This is a genomic window from Paraburkholderia lacunae, assembly GCF_003353175.1.
Classification (GTDB): Bacteria; Pseudomonadota; Gammaproteobacteria; order Burkholderiales; family Burkholderiaceae; genus Paraburkholderia; species Paraburkholderia lacunae.
This window is the reverse complement of sequence record NZ_QHKS01000032.1, coordinates 63,474-80,960: the sequence shown is the minus strand read 5'-3', so window position 1 is coordinate 80,960 and position 17,487 is coordinate 63,474. Positions and strand designations below refer to the sequence as shown.

The 17,487-nt window shown below is 63.0% G+C and carries 12 protein-coding genes; 8 read left to right on the top strand and 4 right to left on the bottom strand.

Features of this window, described 5'->3' with window-relative positions:
* The first annotated feature begins 134 nt into the window (after positions 1 to 134).
* On the top strand, positions 135 to 1,220 hold the full coding sequence (locus DLM46_RS32830; protein WP_115107911.1) for a glycosyltransferase family 4 protein: 1,086 nt from the start codon (positions 135 to 137) through the stop codon (positions 1,218 to 1,220).
* 49 nt (positions 1,221 to 1,269) lie between these two features.
* On the opposite strand, the gene DLM46_RS32825 is transcribed toward DLM46_RS32830, so the two are convergent.
* From DLM46_RS32825 to DLM46_RS32815, 4 genes are all read right to left on the bottom strand, one after another.
* Entirely contained in the window at positions 1,270 to 3,654 is a 2,385-nt protein-coding gene (locus tag DLM46_RS32825; protein ID WP_115107910.1) for an RICIN domain-containing protein, read from the bottom strand.
* A 130-nt stretch (positions 3,655 to 3,784) separates the two neighbouring features.
* Complete coding sequence (locus tag DLM46_RS32820; protein WP_115107907.1) at positions 3,785 to 4,237, bottom strand: GDP-mannose mannosyl hydrolase; 453 nt, start codon at positions 4,235 to 4,237, stop codon at positions 3,785 to 3,787.
* Between the two features lie 51 nt (positions 4,238 to 4,288).
* Positions 4,289 to 4,438 (bottom strand): hypothetical protein, encoded by a 150-nt coding sequence (locus tag DLM46_RS39700; RefSeq protein ID WP_165848105.1) that lies wholly within the window; start codon positions 4,436 to 4,438, stop codon positions 4,289 to 4,291.
* A gap of 164 nt (positions 4,439 to 4,602) precedes the next feature.
* The gene (locus DLM46_RS32815; RefSeq protein ID WP_115107905.1) at positions 4,603 to 6,924 is read right to left on the bottom strand and encodes a hypothetical protein; all 2,322 of its coding nucleotides are present in this window, start codon (positions 6,922 to 6,924) and stop codon (positions 4,603 to 4,605) included.
* 810 nt (positions 6,925 to 7,734) lie between these two features.
* Between DLM46_RS32815 and DLM46_RS32810 the strand changes: the two genes are divergently transcribed.
* From DLM46_RS32810 to DLM46_RS32780, 7 genes are all read left to right on the top strand, one after another.
* Positions 7,735 to 8,718: a GlxA family transcriptional regulator gene (locus DLM46_RS32810; protein WP_115107903.1), complete on the top strand. Its 984-nt coding sequence runs from the start codon at positions 7,735 to 7,737 to the stop codon at positions 8,716 to 8,718.
* A 101-nt stretch (positions 8,719 to 8,819) separates the two neighbouring features.
* The gene (locus tag DLM46_RS32805; RefSeq protein WP_115107901.1) at positions 8,820 to 10,352 is read left to right on the top strand and encodes a mannose-1-phosphate guanylyltransferase/mannose-6-phosphate isomerase; all 1,533 of its coding nucleotides are present in this window, start codon (positions 8,820 to 8,822) and stop codon (positions 10,350 to 10,352) included.
* Positions 10,353 to 10,405: 53 nt separating this feature from the next.
* On the top strand, positions 10,406 to 11,791 hold the full coding sequence (locus DLM46_RS32800) for an undecaprenyl-phosphate glucose phosphotransferase (protein WP_115107899.1): 1,386 nt from the start codon (positions 10,406 to 10,408) through the stop codon (positions 11,789 to 11,791).
* 67 nt (positions 11,792 to 11,858) lie between these two features.
* Entirely contained in the window at positions 11,859 to 12,998 is a 1,140-nt protein-coding gene (locus tag DLM46_RS32795) for a polysaccharide biosynthesis/export family protein (protein ID WP_115107896.1), read from the top strand.
* A gap of 48 nt (positions 12,999 to 13,046) precedes the next feature.
* Positions 13,047 to 15,281, top strand: a complete 2,235-nt coding sequence (locus tag DLM46_RS32790; protein WP_115107894.1) for a polysaccharide biosynthesis tyrosine autokinase — start codon at positions 13,047 to 13,049, stop codon at positions 15,279 to 15,281.
* Positions 15,282 to 15,361: 80 nt separating this feature from the next.
* Positions 15,362 to 16,480 (top strand): GDP-mannose 4,6-dehydratase, encoded by a 1,119-nt coding sequence (gmd, locus tag DLM46_RS32785; RefSeq protein ID WP_115107891.1) that lies wholly within the window; start codon positions 15,362 to 15,364, stop codon positions 16,478 to 16,480.
* A 5-nt stretch (positions 16,481 to 16,485) separates the two neighbouring features.
* A complete protein-coding gene (locus tag DLM46_RS32780) occupies positions 16,486 to 17,445 on the top strand; it encodes a GDP-L-fucose synthase family protein (RefSeq protein ID WP_115107930.1) in 960 nt (319 codons plus the stop codon).
* Positions 17,446 to 17,487 lie beyond the last annotated feature (42 nt).

The following is a 17,487-nucleotide window of genomic DNA, read 5'->3' as shown; positions in this document are numbered from 1 at the left end:
GGGGTTCCTGCATCTCATCCATTCCGCGCATCGCATCCACTGCCAAAGATCATGAACACGATATCCATAACGCCTGTCCCTCAAACCCCGTTTACACGGGACCCAAATTCAACAGCCTGCTAGAGAGATAAATCGTGAGAATTCTTCAGCTGGTTTACGCGCCGCGACTATCCGGGGCGGAGGTGTTGGTCAAAGGTCTCGCTATTCATCATCAGCGCGGCGGCCATGAAGTGTGCATGACATCGCTGCTCCCGCAGCAGGACGATTTCGCCGATATCCGGGCTGAGCTCCAGGCCGCCGGGGTGACCTGCCTCTTCCCCAAGATTCGCTACGGGCGCGTAGGCAAGCTGCTGTACCTGTATCGCGTGGTGCGCCGGTTCCGGCCTGAATTCATCGTGGCTCACGCAACGCTTGCCGCACTGTATGTGCGCCTGTTGCCGGTCCATACGCCGATCGTCTGGGTCATGCACTCCGGCGTGAACGACTTCGAGAACGGCGCGCTCAGGCACGCCGAGCGTCTGTTGTCACGGCGGGCGAGGGCGATCATCGGCGTGTCGCAAAAAAATATCGACGACTACCTGAGAGAGATCGGCCAGCATCCCGCTCTGGTTGTCATTCCTAATGGCGTGGACGCTTCGCAGTTCGCGGACGACGTCGATGCCCCCGCGCCGGATACCGATGTGCCCGCGAATCAGATCGTTCAGCTTGGCCGCTACATCGAAGGGAAAAGCCAGTTGGACACGATTCGCGCGTTCGAGCGCGTGCTGCAAAGCGAGCCTGATGCGCATCTGCTGCTGTGCGGCGTGGTTGAAGACATCGCGTATTACGAGGCGGTGCAGGCGCTGGTCAGCCAGCTCGGGTTGGATAGCCGCGTGACGGTCAGCGGACCCCGCTCGGATGTCGCCGCCATCCTCCGGTCCTCGCGCGTCTTTGCGATGCCTTCGCGTTTCGAGGCGCAGAGCATCGGTTTTCTCGAGGCGCTCGCGTCGGGCATTCCGGTCGTGGCCAACCGGATTCCGTCGTTCAGTTTCGCGAGCGGATTCGCCGGCGTCAATCTCGTCGATACGACCGATCCGGAGGCTTATGGCCGGGCATTGCTCGCGGCGCTGCGTACGCCGCGTGCGAACCGGCATCTGGCGGGATATACGCTGCATGACACGGCGGATCGCTACATGACGATTGCGCGCAAGTTCGTGCGGCCGCTCGCGGTTTCGGCATGAGCGACTTCATCAGCGACTTCATGAGCGACTTGCGATCGACCGGTTCACGCTACTGGGCCAGCCGGTCGATCCGCAAGGTCTCCGAGAAAAGCCCCGGCAGTTCGCCGAGATCCTGCGCGGTTCCCAAGGCGAAACCGTCTCCGATCGGGTAGCGCAGAAGCGCCGCTGAGCCGCCGGTGAAATAAAAGTCGCCGAGTGTCGCGTCGGTTCTTCGATAGAGCACGAGCGCCGGATTGCCGTTGTCACGCACGAGAGCCGGAAAGACGTCCGACCACGACATGCCGCGCAGGGTCGCCACCTGGACGGGTGCGTTCGCCGTGCCCGCAAGATCCACGGTCGCGATGTCGATGACAGCGTCGTCGCTTGCGCTGTCCAGATGCGGTGTCAACAGGATCAGCGCGTCGCTGTCTTTGCCATGCAGAGCACCGATAGTCGCTTTGACGAACTCGGGTACGAAGCGTGCCGGCAGCATGCTGCGTTCGCCGACTAGCAGATGCGCTCCATCGTTGGCGATTGGCGTGAACGCGAGCCGGCCGTCTGAGCTGTCGAGTGCAACCAGCGAGGCCCGCGAGCCTTCCACGTGGACCGGCAGAAAATGGGTGTTTTGCCGCAAATTTCTTGCTTGCGCCCAAAGAGCCGGCGCGGCGCGGGTTGATCCCGTGGCGGACGCAAGCCAGAGGTCGAGGCCGCTATCGGCCCGTTTCTGGGCGATCAACACGCTCGCGCGTCCTGTTCCGGTGAAGTCGGCCGCTACGTACTGCTGTGTCAACTCGGGCTTCAAGGCGCTGCTTGTCTGCAGCCACAGACGCGGCGCCTCGAACCTGTTTCCCGCATTGCGCAGCAACCAGAACGCGGTGCCGCCGCGGCGTGCCGCAATGACCATCAGATCGGCCCGGCCGTTTCCGTCGAAGTCCCCCAGCACGAAGCGCAGGCTGTCGAAGCACAGCTTGTCGTCGGCGCAGCTCGGCGTCGTCGAACGGTAGTCGAACGGGACGGGGTTGGCGTAACAGAGCACAGGGCGCGCTGCTTTCGACAGCGACGCCGCATACACGTCGAAGCCGGGACCGTCGTGCCGTCGTTGAACATACACCGCGGATTGCTCGCCGTGGCCGGCGATATCGCCATACATCGCCGTTGCGAGCCGCAGGTCGGTTGCCTGGGTGCGTTGCGTGGTTGCCCAGCGGTAGCGTGTGGTGAGCGACGTGCAGCCGCGCATGGCGAGCTTGCCGTCGTTTTCGCCGAGGCAGTGCCGCAGCGGCGTGTAGACGAGGCCGAAGTCCCAGGGCGTCCAGCGCTGCGCCGTGTCCCATTCGTCGCAGGTTTCGGCGATCAGGAAGCCGTCGTGCTCGGCGATGCATTGCGATGTCGCGACGCTCACGAGCGCGGCGTTGCGCGCATTGCCGGGATAGACGGCCAGCGGTTGCCAACGCCATTGCTGGGTTCGGGCGTCCGTGCACGCGGCAAGAGTGGGCTCGCGGCCGGCGCCGTTGGAACTCAGGCAGCGGTTCGACGCCGCATTGAACAGTTGAACGGGATGCGCCTGAGAATCCGCTAAGGGGTGATCCGTGCGATCCGCAAACGCATAGCGGCGCGCGACCCAGTTGCCGTTCCACTGATACTCGCCGAACACGTGCGAATACTCGTTGCCGTCGATCGCAAAGTAGCTGGCGACGATGTCGCGCTTGCGCTGCACCTCGGCGGCGGGGAGATTGGCGGGCCAGTCGCCCGTCGGATAGGTGATGTGGTATTCGATCGGCACGCTTTTGCCGAGCGTCTGGGCAACGCGGCGCGTAATGCGCGCAGCGTAGATATGATCGGGATGCTCGATGAACGGCACCGTGTCCGGATTGAGCGTGAAGATCTGCGAGGCCTGCGCGAGTATCACTTTCAGCGTCGCCGACAGGGAGGCCCGATCGTATTGCACGCGAGTGGAGCCGTCCGCGTTCATCGGGTAAGTCGAAAGCGTGGCGCTCTGTTCCCACAGCAGACCGAGCGGTTCGCGTCCGCCGCGCACGCCGCCGCCGGGCAGGCGAAACTCGAGCAGGCGGACTTGCGGCTTCGACTTCAGCACCATCTGATGAATCAGCTTGCCGGCGATCGCGATGTTGGATTCGAGCCATTCGTCAGGCACGCCGGCCATGCGCGCATACGCGAGCCGGGACGCCCGCTCGCGGGTCTGCACGTAAGCGAAGTCCGCACCGTTGGCGCCGCCGATCAGATGCACCGTGGTGATACACCAGCCCGCGTCGAGACGTTCGTTGATGGCGGGGTCCACGAACAGCAGATCGTCATCGAGGTGGGCGACGACGGTGACGAGCGTACCGGCGCTGCAGTCGGCCGCTCGCGCTGAGCGAGGCGCGACGACGGCGAAGAAAACCAGCAGAAGGAAAACAATGGATGAATCGCGAACGAGCGTCGCTGCAATTGATCGCATGTCGATTCGAGTCCTGAAGGAGAACCCGATCTTACTGCGCCGCTCTGAGCCCGCACGTTCGCGAACTCACAATCGGAATCGGATCGCGCGCCGGCAACAGCGCATGGATCCACGCCGGCCGATGGATGCGCTAGCGGAAATACGCCTTGGTATTGTCGTGGACGTCGTCGCGCGCCAGCAGCTCGGCAGGTGTGAGCCAGAGATACTCGCTGTGCTGATCGAGCCGTCCGACCAGCGTGGTGCTGGAAAGCGTCAGCGAATACGCGAGAACGATGTAGTGGGTCGAGACGTCCGGCTCGCCTGCGAAGTTGTCGTCGTAGTGGTGCTCGAACACCCCTTCGAAAAGCGCCGCCGATCGCTCGAGCTCCGTGATGCCCAGTTCGGCATCGACGATGCGGGTGAACGCCGTATCGAGGGTTTCGTCCTTCAGAATGCGACCGCCGGGCACGAACCATGTGCGGCGCGCGGGGCGGTTGCGGCGATAGCCGACCAACACGCGGCCGGTGGAATCGTCGACGATCAGATCGATCGAGATCAGCGGCGTCAGACGAACGATGTCCAGGAAATCGATCGCTGCCAGCATGCCATCTCCTGCGAGTAGAGCGTGGGGTGAATGCGGGTTGGCCATGAGGCGCTAGTCGTCGCGCCGGTCCGCGTCGTCTCTCGTCAGCCGGCCGGAAACGTTCGCCAGCAGCAGCGCAAGGATGATTGCGCCGACTGTGGCGAAGAGCAATGCACCGATCATTGCGGCAAGCACCAGCATGGTCCAGGCGAGGCCGTTCATGTTCGGGCTCCAGCGCGTTGCCATGCACGCGAACCAGTACCTTGCAGAATTTTACGCGGGCAAAAAGACAGACGAACCTGTCACGACGCGCCGAAGTATCGTTACTTCGCGACAGCGGCCGGCGGCAGGCGTTGATTGTGCGTTGCCGACACTCGCACGGCGGCCTATCGCGATGCGTAGCCCTCCGGCGTCATAACGGCGTCCCTGAAAACGTCCGCGTTGCCGGAGACCACATAAATGGGGGCCGCGGACAGCTTGACGCTGGCCACGCCATCGCGATACGGCAGCGTCGACGCGTTTCCCATCATGTCGAAGACGACGACCTCACCCGACTTGCCCGGCGCATCGACCCTGAGACGAAAGTCCGCATTCTGACCCGTGCTGAAGCCCGCCTTGGCGTTCCATGTCTCGTTGTCATGGGTCCAGAGCGCGGTGACCACCTTGCCGTTGCCGAGCCGGCGGAATGCGTAGGCGTAGACGCCGTTAGGCACGCCCTTGAGCGGGCCGAGCGTCTCGGTTCCGTCGATGATCCGCGTCATCGCCGCCGTGGCGAGCGCTGCGGGTTTCGGGCTGATGCGCGTCGGGCCGTAAGCACCGGTTGGATGATCGAGCTCGAAGAAAAGCCCGTAGCCGGGCGCGGCGTCCGGCATATCCGCGAGATAGAACAGGTAGGTCATGTCCGCGCCTTCGCCGAGCAGGATCAGGTGCGTGCGCGCGACGACGGCCGCCTGCGCGTACAGCACGTTCCAGCCCGGATAGTTTTTGCCGTAGGCCTCGCCGATGTCGTAGCTGATGCCCGTTTCAGTCACGAACAGGCGCGCGCCGGGTTTCAGGTACTGACGCATCTGGTGACGCAGCGCCCGCATCGACGCAGGCAGCGCATTGGCCGCCACGGCCGGATCGCCGGCATTGGCGAGCCGCTCGGGCGGATGCGACGGAGACGTCCCGGCGTCGTAATAGCCATGGATGCTCACTCCGTCCAGATAGCGGCCGATACCGAGCGGACCGAGACGGCCGAGCCACTGGACGTTGCCTTGTACCGACGAATAGGTCAGACCCATCACCACGGCGTGCGGATCGGTCGAGTGGATGCCGCGCCAGACCGACTCGTACAACGCGACGAAATTCGCATCGGTGTCGCGCCAGGGCAGCCCGCCATCCGCATCCGGCTCCCAGGTGACCTGATAGTAGTTGTTCTGCTGCTTCGGGAAGTAGGTCATACGTACGCGGTTGGATTCCGCGCCGACTTTGGCCATGTAGTCCTTGAATTGCGCGAGCGAGGTCGGCGCATAGCTGTGAGTCTCTTTGCCGGTCGGGCTGGCCCACTTGGGAATCCCGTCGAGCTGGATCAGACGCATGATGTCGCCGCGCCGGAAGAAGGACGTCAGCTGCCGCGTCGCGGGGTCGAAGGTGCCGGCCTTGTCGGGTTCCTCCATGTACCAGTTGCGATTGTCGTTTGCCCATGACAGGCCGAGCGCCGTATAGACCGGCCGATAGCCGTCGCCGTCGCAGCAGTGCTGGCCGGGCGCCAGAAAGGCGGTGCCTTGTCCGCCGAATCGATGCAGGTCCTGATACGGAAAACCTGCGGGCGGCAAGGCGGTGGATGGGTCGGGCAGCACGCCGAAGGTGACGATGCCCGCCGGGCGTGTGCCGCGCGACTCGAGCTGTCCGTGTGCACGCTCCAGAGAAGCGGAAATCGCGAAGTAGCCGGCGAGTGCCGACGCGCAAGTGAGTGTCGATACCGAGGCCCCCGCGGGGACGGGGAACCGGCCGCTTGCGCGCACCACATTCCAGCTGTCGCGCATCTGCCAGGCGAGCGTATCGCCTTGTGTCGGCCGCGCCGTGAAGGTGACTGCAAACGGCTTGCCTGATGCGAAGAGGCGCGTTCCGTCGCTGGGCGTATCCGCTTCGAGCAGGTCGCCGTTGCCGGCCGCGCCGGCCTGTGTGGCGGGTGCGGAGCAGCGCAGCCCCTGGCCGGCAGGCACGCGTGATGCTGGGCGCGCGACAGCCGCCTGCGGGGCTGCACTCTGCGGCGTGTCCCGACTCGCGGAGAGTGCCACGGCGCAGCGCTTGTTCTCGCCGAACGCCGGGTCGCCGAACACGCTGTTATTGCATTCCGTGCTGTTCGAGAGCGTCTTCACGACGTGCCGCTCGGCCGTGCCGTACAGCACGTCGCGCGTGCCGGTGAATGGGCAAGTTTCGTTTTCCGCCGCACACGGCGTCCAGGTCCGGCCATCGGCTGCGAAGTTAGCTGTGCTGTCGGTCGCGCTGTTAGTGCCGCTTTTAGTGCCGCTGTTAGTGCTTATGTCGGCATTGCTCGCACTGTCCTGACCCGAAGCGCCAAACGCATTGAAGCCTGGGCCGGCCAAACCCGTGAAAAACGCCACAAACGCCGCCGTCAAGGCAGCGATGCGCAGCCCGGTAACCTGAGCTGCAAGGACCCTGGAGAGCAGTCGCAGCGCGCGATGTTCGCGTACGTTCGGCATGTGTTTGCCATCCTCGTTCGGTGCGTGCCGCCACGGCGAAAACGTGCCGGCGTGTCGGCGAACTGCTAGTTCACCAGGTCAGACCCGCCTTCAGCGACCTCGTACCGCAATCTGTTGCGTAAACCGCATAGTGTATTTCCGCAATTCGATGGCGGAATTATGCCGTCTCTCATACGACAGAATCCGCCACTGGCCCGTCTATTGCCGCGTGGTCTGGAGTTGTCCTGCTTGCGTGTTTCACGTTTGAAACATTAATCGTCACGTTTATATTCTTAAGCCTCGCTAGCAAAGAATTAAATAATTTCTTCTCGCTAAAATTGTTTATATTCAAGACCTGCTTTAGATATCCCTGCCGGCTAATTGTATCGTCCGAAGAAAGATTGGTGGCGCGCTTCTGATGACCGGGGCTAGTAAAGATAAGGCGGCTGCGCTCATTCTGTCGGTTCGATCGAAAAAAGTCACTTCAAATCAACGGGATGTTGGGGCGATCAGACAGATGTCCAAGCATTTCGAGCAGTGGTTGTATGTGTGCCGGCACACAAAAAACCGTAATTAATACACACGTTAAATTCGCGAAATGTAAATTCATTCATATGTGGAATTGATTTTTTAATTCATTGAAAAATTAGTGGTCGATGATCGTTCCGAAAATTACTGGCTGGCCACCATGGCGAGACGCCAATATGTCTGCTCTTTCGGTCGTGGCGGCTAAATGCTTGATTGGCGATGGTTATGATGCACCGCACAGAGCAGCATTTTGTGCGGGTCGTTCAAGGTGAAAAGTAGATCCGTTTTCCGGTGAGGATGACTATGACCTGTGCGAGTCTCGAGTCTGCAATGCTGCGCTGGGTGCATGCGCCGAACAAGGGTATGCGTCGCATCGCGATACTGATGTTCAACGAATGCTCGCTGCTGGGCGCCGGCGTCGTTGCCGAAGTGTTCCAGGCGGCCAACGAACTTGCCTCGTCAGGTTCAGGCGGCTGGCTGTACGACGTTTCCTTCCTGTCGGCCGGCGGCGGCATGGTGACCTGTTCCTCCGCGCTTCGCGTCTGGACCGACGGGCTTGACGCCCGGCACTACGGCGGTTTCGATGCGTTGTACGTCGCCGGCGGCAAAGGCGCGCTCGCAGCCGCTTCCGACGAACGGCTGATCGCCTGGCTGCGGCGGGTTCGCCGCAACACGGGCATGGTTCGTCCGATCGGAGAAGGGCGCTCGCTGCTGGACGCTGCGTCGCTCGCCGATAGTAAGGAATCCGGCGATTTCCGCCAACAGCCTGTCCCGCCGCGCCAGATCGAACCGAACGGCGACACTGGCGACCGGCTCGAATCGATGAGGAGCGCGCTTGCGATGGTCAAGCGCGATCTGGGCGGCGCCGCTGCACGCACCGTTGCAGAACGCCTGCTTGCCGACTCCTGCGCGAATCTTGCGCCGCTGCTCGGCGAGGACGGCGGCCTGAGCCCGGGCGACAAGGTCCGCGCCGCGGCTCGCTGGCTGCAGGAGAACTGTCAGCAGGCCATTTCGATTGCCGACGCGGCCCAGTTCGCCGCGATGAGCGAGCGCAACTTCCTGCGCCGCTTCAAGATGGAAATGGGCATCACGCCCTCGAGTTTCCTGTTGCATGAGCGCCTTGCGGTGACCTGCAGCCTGTTGACCGAATCGGAATTGCCGGTCGACAAGATTGCGCGGCGCACCGGCATGGGCAATGGCGACCGGCTCGCGAAGGTGTTCCGCAAACGTATGAGAATTTCCCCCACGGAATTCCGGATTCAGAGCCGCCGCATGGTAGGCGAATAGCGCACGCTGCGCCTCGGCCGGGCTCCTCGGCAGCGCAGTGTTTTGCTGAGCAATTCGGATGAGCAATGCGTTGATTCTTAAGGATTGTAAGGAATGCGAATATGTTGACAACTGGAGTTGTGAGCGCTGCGTCGGTTGGCCCGGATGGTGCTTGCAACGGGACAGCCGGGTCGCGTTGCACGCGGATTGCGCCGGTCATTCTTGCAGGTGGCTCGGGCACGCGGCTGTGGCCGGTGTCGCGCGAAAACTATCCGAAGCAACTGATCGACGTGGTCGGCTCCGACTCGCTGTTGCAGGCAACCGCACGGCGCATGGAGGGATTTCCCCCAGGCTGGAACGTGGATGCCGCGCCGATCATTGTCTGCGGCGAGGAGCACCGCTTCGTGATCGCCGAGCAGCTTCATGAGAACGGCGTCGAGGCGCGTCTGATCGTCGAACCCGCGCGGCGCGATACGGCGCCTGCGTTGACGCTCGCCGCCTCGCTCGCGTGTGCGGACGGCGACGACGCCATTCTCATCGTGATGCCCGCCGATCATTCGATTGCCGACGTGCGCGCGTTGCAAGGCGCGCTCGAATGCGCCGCTAGGCACGCGGAGCAAGGCGCAATCGCCACGCTGGGTGTGCCGCCGACACGTCCCGATACGGGCTTCGGCTATATCCGCATCGGCGCCGAACTGCCCGACGGCGGTCACGTGATCGACGGTTTCGTCGAGAAGCCGGCAGAGGAAATCGCGGCGCAGTATGTGGCGGCCGGCACGTATTGGTGGAACAGCGGCATTTTCATCGTGCGGGCGCACGTCTGGCTCGATACCTTGCAGCGTCTGCAGCCGGACATGCACGCCGCGTGCGAACGCGCATTCGCCAACGGTCATACCGAAGGCGCGTATTTCCGTCCGCTGGAGGATGCCTTTCTGAGCACCTCGGCAAACTCGATCGATTACGCGGTGATGGAGCGTCTGGGCGATGCGGACACGTCGTCCGGCGCGGTCCCTACCGGCGTTGTCGTGCGGCTCGATGCGGGCTGGTCGGATCTGGGTTCGTGGGACGCCGTGTGGGCCGCGATGGAGAAGGACGCCTGTGGTAACGCGGGCCGTGGCCGCGTGGCATTCGAAGGCGCGGTGTCGAGTTACGCCCATTCGGAAGGGCGGCTCGTCGCCTGCGTCGGCACGAACAATGTCGTGGTAGTCGAAACAGCCGACGCCGTGCTGGTGGTCGACCGCTCCCATGTGCAGGACGTGAAAGGACTGGTGGCGCGCATCAAGGCGCAGCATGCGCCCGAGGCCGACGCGCATCGCAAGGTGCGGCGGCCATGGGGTTTCTACGATTCCATCGACCGCGGCGAGCGCTTCCAGGTGAAGCGCATTGTCGTCACGCCGGGCGCGAAGCTTTCTTTGCAGCTGCATCACCATCGCGCCGAGCACTGGGTCGTAGTGCGCGGCACCGCGCTCGTCACGCGTGGCGACGAGCAGTTTCTGCTGAGCGAAAACGAATCGACCTTCATTCCACTCGGCACGCGTCACCGGCTCGAAAACCCGGGGAAAGTGCCGCTCGAAATCATTGAAGTCCAGTCAGGCACCTATCTGGGTGAAGACGACATTGTGAGGTTCAACGACAGCTACGGCCGCTGCTCCTAACGGCGGGCCGGGAATCATCTGCGGAAAAGAACGGCAAGAACGAGGTAAGCAAAATGCGCAAGTTTCAGGATTTGCTCGCGCGAGTTTTCGATGTCGCGTTGGTACTCGCGGGAGCGGCCGTGGCATCTCAGATCCGTTTCGACTACGTCGCCCAATCCGGCTTCCTTTGGGCGCTGGCGATGTTTTCCGCCGCGTTTGCGCTGGCCACGTTTCCGGCGTTCGGCGTCTACGAATCATGGCGCGGCCGTTCAAAGCTGGAGCTGGCCAGCCAGGTTTCGCTTGCGTGGCTGATGGTGCAGGGCAGTGCGCTGGTGTTGATGTACTCGCTGCATCGCATCGACTTCGTGTCGAGACTGTGGTTCTCCTACTGGACCGCGGTGACCGGCGGCCTGCTGATCGCCTACCGGCTGATCACGCATGCGGTGCTGGCGCGTGCCCGCAGCGCCGGCCTGAATCTGCATCAGGTCGCGATTGTCGGCAGCGGCTCGCAGTGCGACGCGATCATTCGCCGGATCGAATCGGCGCCCGGCTCGGGTTTCCGCGCCACCGCGGTCTACAACACGCACTCCGATGTCTCCGCTGTGACCAGCACGCGCGTGCCGGTCTTCGATTCGGTGGACGCGCTCGCCGACTACATCCGTACCAACGACGTGCACGAGCTTTGGCTCATGTTGTCGCTTGCCGAAGAGCCGCTGATCTGCAAGCTGATCGGCGAGTTTCGTGACGATCTGGTGAATATCCGCTTCATGCCGGACGTGCGCAGCATTGCGTTGTTCGACGGCAGCGGCGTCATCGATCTGCTCGGTGTGCCGGCGATCAACCTCGTCGCCTCGCCGCTCTCTGCCAGTTCGATGCTGAAGAAGGAAATCTTCGACCGCCTGTTCGCGGCGACTGCATTGATCGGCCTCGCCCCGCTCCTGCTCGCGATCGCGATTGCGGTAAAGCTCTCGTCGCGCGGTCCGGTGCTGTTCAAGCAGAAGCGCAAGGGCGCGGACGGGCGCGTATTCACGATCTACAAGTTCCGCTCGATGCGTCCGCATATCGAGGAGAAAGGCACCCTCACGCAGGCGACGCGCAACGATCCGCGCGTCACGAAAGTCGGCGCGTTTCTGCGCCGCACGAGCCTCGACGAACTGCCGCAGTTTTTCAACGTGCTGCGTGGCGACATGTCGGTCGTAGGACCGCGTCCCCATGCGCTCGAGCACGACGACCTCTATCAGAAGGTGGTCGCCGGCTACATCAATCGCTATCGAATCAAGCCGGGCATTACCGGCTGGGCGCAGATCAACGGCTTTCGTGGCGAAACCGACCGCATCGAGAAGATGGAGCGTCGCGTCGCGCACGACCTGTATTACCTGGGGCATTGGTCGTTCGCACTCGACATGCGGATCATCGGCGTGACGATCGTCGCGGGACTGATGCATCGAAACGCTTACTAAGTAGTTAACAAGCACGAGGGTCGCTGTCTCCCCCGAGGACAGCGACCTGGCGCAAGGAGGAAACATCATGGGCTCGCTTGGGATACGTACAGGAAGCGTTCTGGTTTGCGCAATCGCAACGCTGCTTTCCGCATGCTCGCTGGCACCGGGCCAGCGAATGATTACACCGGCCGCGGTGCAGGACACGGGTGGGGATTACAGCACGGAGGCGTCGCAGCAGGTGCAGATACCGATTACCGATATCAACCTGTCGTTGCTGCGCAAGATGAACGCTGCGCGCACGTCTTCCGCCGTCAGCCCCGCGACGCTTGCGCTGTTCGGCAAGCCGACGGCTTACAAGGTCGGCCCTGGCGACGTGCTGCAGATTGTCGTATGGGATCACCCTGAACTCGCGGCGGCGCTTGGACAACCCGCGGCGAATGCACGCCCGACGGACGCGGCGCCCGGTTTCCTGATCGATGAAAACGGCGACGTGCAGTTTCCGTATGCGGGAACGGTCCACGTTGCCGGGAAAGATGTCGCGACGATCCAGAAGGAGCTGCATAAGCGCCTGAGCACCGTGTATCAGAAGCCCGAGGTGACGGTGCGGGTTGCGTCGTTCCGTGCCGCGCAGGTCTACCTCGACGGCGAAGTACGCACGCCCGGCGCGCAGTCGATCAACGACATTCCGATGTCGCTGACGAGCGCGATCAACCTGGGCGGCGGCTTCAGCGCTAACGCGGACCGCAGCCGCGTGGATCTGATCCGCAACGGCACGACGTATCCGCTCAACGTGGACGACCTGATCAAGCGCGGCCGCAATCCGTCGGACATCTATCTGCAACCGGGCGACATGGTGCGGGTGGCCTCGCGCGACGACAGCGCCGTCTATGTGATGGGCGAAGTCAACAAGCCGGCGACCATCACACCGATGCGAAACGGCACGTTGACGTTGTCGCAGGCCCTGTCCGACAGCGGCAGCTTCAACTCGACCACGGCCTCGCCGAGGCAGTTGTTCGTGATCCGCAATTCGACGGCCGACCAGCCGGAGGTCTATCACCTCGATGCGACATCGCCGGTTTCGATGGTGCTCGCGAACCAGTTCGAACTTCAGCCGAAGGATGTGGTGTACGTCGACAACGGTTCGCTGGTTCGCTTCAACCGCGTGTTGAACCTGATCCTGCCGGCAATCAACGCCGCTGTAACGGGCGTCATCGTCGCGAAATGAGGCTATGAATCCTGCTCTTGAACCGCCGGGTTTTGTTGGGTGAAGAAAATGGCAATCAACTTCGAAAACCGCTACACAGACGTGTCCGCGCAGGATGAGCTGCACCTGTCGGACTATCTGCGCACGATTGTGCGTGGCTGGCGCACGATCGTGATGGCGATGCTGGTCGCGCTGGCGCTGGGGTGCGCCTACGCGTTTCTCGCCCCGCCGACTTACCGCGCGGACGTGCTGTTCCATGTCGAGGACAAGACGGGCAACAACAACGCCAACGGCAAGGATTCTTTGCCGCCGCTCACCGGGATGTTCGACACCAAACCGTCGACGGCGGCGGAGATCGAGTTGCTGAAGTCGCGTCTGGTCACCGAGGAAACCGTCAGGGCGCTGCACCTCGACATCACGGCGACACCGCGCTATCTGCCGTTCATCGGCGGGATGCTTGCCGGTCTGGTGAATGGGCAGTGGGGCTTCAGGCTGCCTTCGTTCATCAACCTGTCCGGTTACGCGTGGGGCAGCGAGCGTATCGCCGTGTCTCGCTTCGACACCGCGAAGGAGCTTTACGACACGACCTTCACGCTGATCAAAGGCAATGATGGATCGTATGTGTTGCGCGACAGGAACGGTATCGCCATTCTCTCGGGGCGCGTCGGCGAGACCGTGCAGACCGATACCGCCGACGGCCCGATTGCGCTGCACGTCGATGCGCTGGTCGGACCCGCCGGGGCGCGCTTCGAACTGTCGCGTGCCTCGACGCTGAGCACCGTCGACCGGCTGCAAAAGGCGCTGGTGGTCGCGGAAACCACGCTTCAGTCCGGCGTGATTCGCGCGAGCCTCGAAGGCGGCGACAGCGCGTTGACCGCGAACATCGTCAACAGCATGGCGCGCCAATTCATCCGCCAGGATGTGGACAGCCGCTCGACCGAGGCCGAGCACATGCTGGCGTTCCTCGATCAGCAACTGCCCGGCTTGCGCAAGGAACTCGACGACGCCGAGCAGCGCTATAACAAGTTCCGCAACACGCACGGCACGGTCGATCTCGGCGAAGAAAGCCGGCTGTTGCTGCAGCAGATCGTCGACAACAAGACCAAGCTGCTCGATCTGCAGCAGCAGCGCGCGGAGATGTCGACCCGCTTTACGGCGAATCACCCGGCAGTAGCGGCACTCGACGCACAGATCGCGGCCTTGCAGGGTGCCCAGAACAACATGAATCGAAGCGTGGCCGTGATGCCGGATACCGAACAGACGGCGTTGCGGCTGTTGCGCGACGTGCACGTCGACACGGAGCTCTATACCAACCTGCTCAACAGCGCGCAGCAACTCAGGGTGGCGAAAGCCGGCCAGGTGGGCAGCGTGCGTGTGGTGGATTTTGCCGAGGCGCCGGACGAACCGGTGCGTCCGAAGCGCGTGCTGGCGATCCTGATCTCGCTCGGCGGCGGCTTGCTGATCGGCATCATGCTGACCTTCTTCAAGCGCGCGATGTATGGCGGCGTGGAGCGTCCGGACGAAATCGAGGCCGTGCTCGGCGTGCCGGTGTTCGCCGTGGTGCCGAGAAGCCAGCATCAGCTGCGGCTGCAGGAAAACGTCATGCTGCGCCGCCGCGGGCTGCACGTGCTGGCCGAGCAGGCGCCGCAGGACATCGCCGTGGAAGGCGTGCGCAATCTGCGGACTTCGTTGCAACTGTCGCTCGACCATGCCGACAACAACGTCGTGATGATCACCGGCTCGAGGCCCGATACCGGCAAGTCGTTCCTGTCGGTGAATCTGTCGGCGCTGGTCGCGTCCGCGAACAAGCGCGTGCTGATCATCGACGGCGACATGCGGCGCGGCGACGTCCATTCGCATTTCGGTATCGGACACCAGCCGGGGCTCTCGGATGTGCTGAGCGGCGGCGATCTGCATGCCATGATCCAGCGCGACGTCCTGCCGGGACTCGACGTGCTGGCCAAGGGCACGCTGCCCGCGCATCCATCCGAGCTGCTGATGAGCAAACGCTTCGAGATGATGCTCGACGATTTGAAGTCGAGGTACGACCTCATCATCGTCGACACGCCGCCCGTGCTCGCGGTGACCGACTCGACCGTGATCGGCAAATACGCTGGCACGGCGCTGCTGGTGGTGCGCTACGGCCGCCATCCATTGAACGAGATATCCGAAACCGCCAAGCGGCTGCATAACGGCGGGGTGTCGCTCAAAGGCGTGCTGCTCACCGACGTGCCGCAGGAAGGGGCATTCCTCGGTTCGGGCTATCACGGCGGCTACTACGGATACGACAGCATCGCGGGTTGAAACGGCGGCCAGCGGCCGACCACCACCGTTCAACCGCGCTGCGACAAGGGGTTCGAAACGTTCACCAAGGAGAATGCTTCATGAAACGCAAGGTCGCGCTGATTACCGGCATCACTGGACAGGACGGGTCGTACCTGGCTGAGCTGCTGCTCGCCAAGGACTACGACGTGCATGGCATCAAACGCAGGTCATCGCTGTTCAACACCGACCGGATCGATCATCTTTACCGCGATCCACACGACCCGGAGCAGAGGCTCTTCCTGCATCACGCCGACCTGACCGACTCGACGAGCATCCTGCGGGTGATCCAGCGCGTCGAGCCGGACGAAATCTACAACCTCGCGGCCCAGAGCCACGTGGCGGTGTCGTTCGAGGAACCCGAATACACGGCCAACGCGGACGGCCTCGGCGCCTTGCGCATTCTCGAAGCGATCCGGATTCTGGGGCTTCAGCACAAGACGCGCTTTTATCAGGCCTCGACCTCGGAGCTGTACGGTCTGGTGCAGCAGATTCCGCAATCGGAGACGACGCCGTTCTATCCGCGCAGCCCCTATGCGGTCGCCAAGCTCTTTGCCTACTGGACGACCGTCAATTACCGCGAGGCCTATGGGCTCTACGCGTGCAACGGCATTCTGTTCAATCACGAATCGCCGGTGCGCGGCGAGACCTTCGTGACGCGCAAGATCACGCGCGCCATGGCGCGTATTGCCGTGGGCATGCAGAAGACGCTGTACCTCGGCAATCTGTCGGCGCTGCGCGACTGGGGCCATGCACGCGATTACGTCGAGATGCAATGGCGCATGCTGCAACAGGAGCAGCCGGAGGATTACGTGATCGCCACCGGCGTGCAGTACAGCGTGCGCGAATTCGTTCAGCATGCCGCCGCTGAACTGGGCGCGACGGTGCGCTTCGAAGGCACCGGCGTGGATGAGGTCGGGATTGTCGAGAAGGTCGAGGGACGCGAAATCAAGATGTCGCCGGGCGATGTGGTGGTGCGCGTCGATCCGCGCTACTTCAGGCCGGCGGAAGTCGAGACGCTGCTCGGCGATCCGTCGAAAGCGCACGCGCGTCTCGGCTGGCGGCCGACCACGCCGTTCAGCGCGCTCGTCAAGGAAATGGTGCGCGCCGATTACCAGATCGCGAGACGCGATGCGCTCGTCACGCTGGCCGGCTTCACGACACTGGAACACCACGAGTGATGGCGATGAACAAACACGCACGCATCTTCGTCGCGGGCCACCGCGGCATGGTCGGTTCCGCGCTGGTTCGGCGCCTCCTCGCCGACGGCTATCGCGACATCGTCACGCGTTCCAGGGCGGAACTCGATCTCACGGATCAGGCGGCCGTGAATCGCTTCTTCGAGGACGAGCAGATCGATGTCGTGCTGCTGGCGGCCGCGCGGGTGGGCGGCATTCTCGCCAATGCGACGAGACCTGGCGAATTCATCTACGAAAACCTCGTGATCGAAACCAACGTGATCCATGCCGCGTATCGGGCCCACGTCGAGCGGCTGGTGTTCTTCGGCTCGTCGTGCATTTATCCGAAGCAATGCCCGCAGCCGATTCGCGAAGAGTATCTGCTGACTTCGGCGCTCGAACCGACCAACGACGCGTATGCGATCGCGAAGATCGCCGGCCTCAAGCTGTGCGACGCCTATAACCGCGAGTACAACACCCAGTTCGTCGCGTTGATGCCGACCAATCTGTACGGCCCGAACGACAACTACGACCTGAACAGCAGCCACGTATTGCCGGCCCTGCTGCGCAAGGCGCACGAAGCGAAAGTGAGCGGCGCCGCCACGTTGACGGTGTGGGGGTCGGGCACGCCGCGCCGCGAGTTTCTGCACGTCGACGATCTGGCGGCGGCGACGCTCTTCATCCTCGAGCACAACGTGACCGAGGGCCTGTTCAACGTCGGCGTCGGCGACGACCTGTCGATACGCGAACTCGCCGAATGCATCAACAGGGTCGTCGGCTTCGAGGGGGAACTCGTATTCGATACGTCCAAGCCGGACGGCACGCCGCGCAAGCTGCTCGACGTGTCGCGGCTGGCGGGGATGAACTGGCACGCGACGATCGGCCTCGAGCAGGGCATCGCGGCTACTTATCGTGATTTCGTTGCATCACGCGCCGGCTCGACGCCCGCTGCCGCCTTGCAGGCCTAGGCGGGCACGGCGAGCTGCCGAGCGCTGTTTTCGGATCTTCAG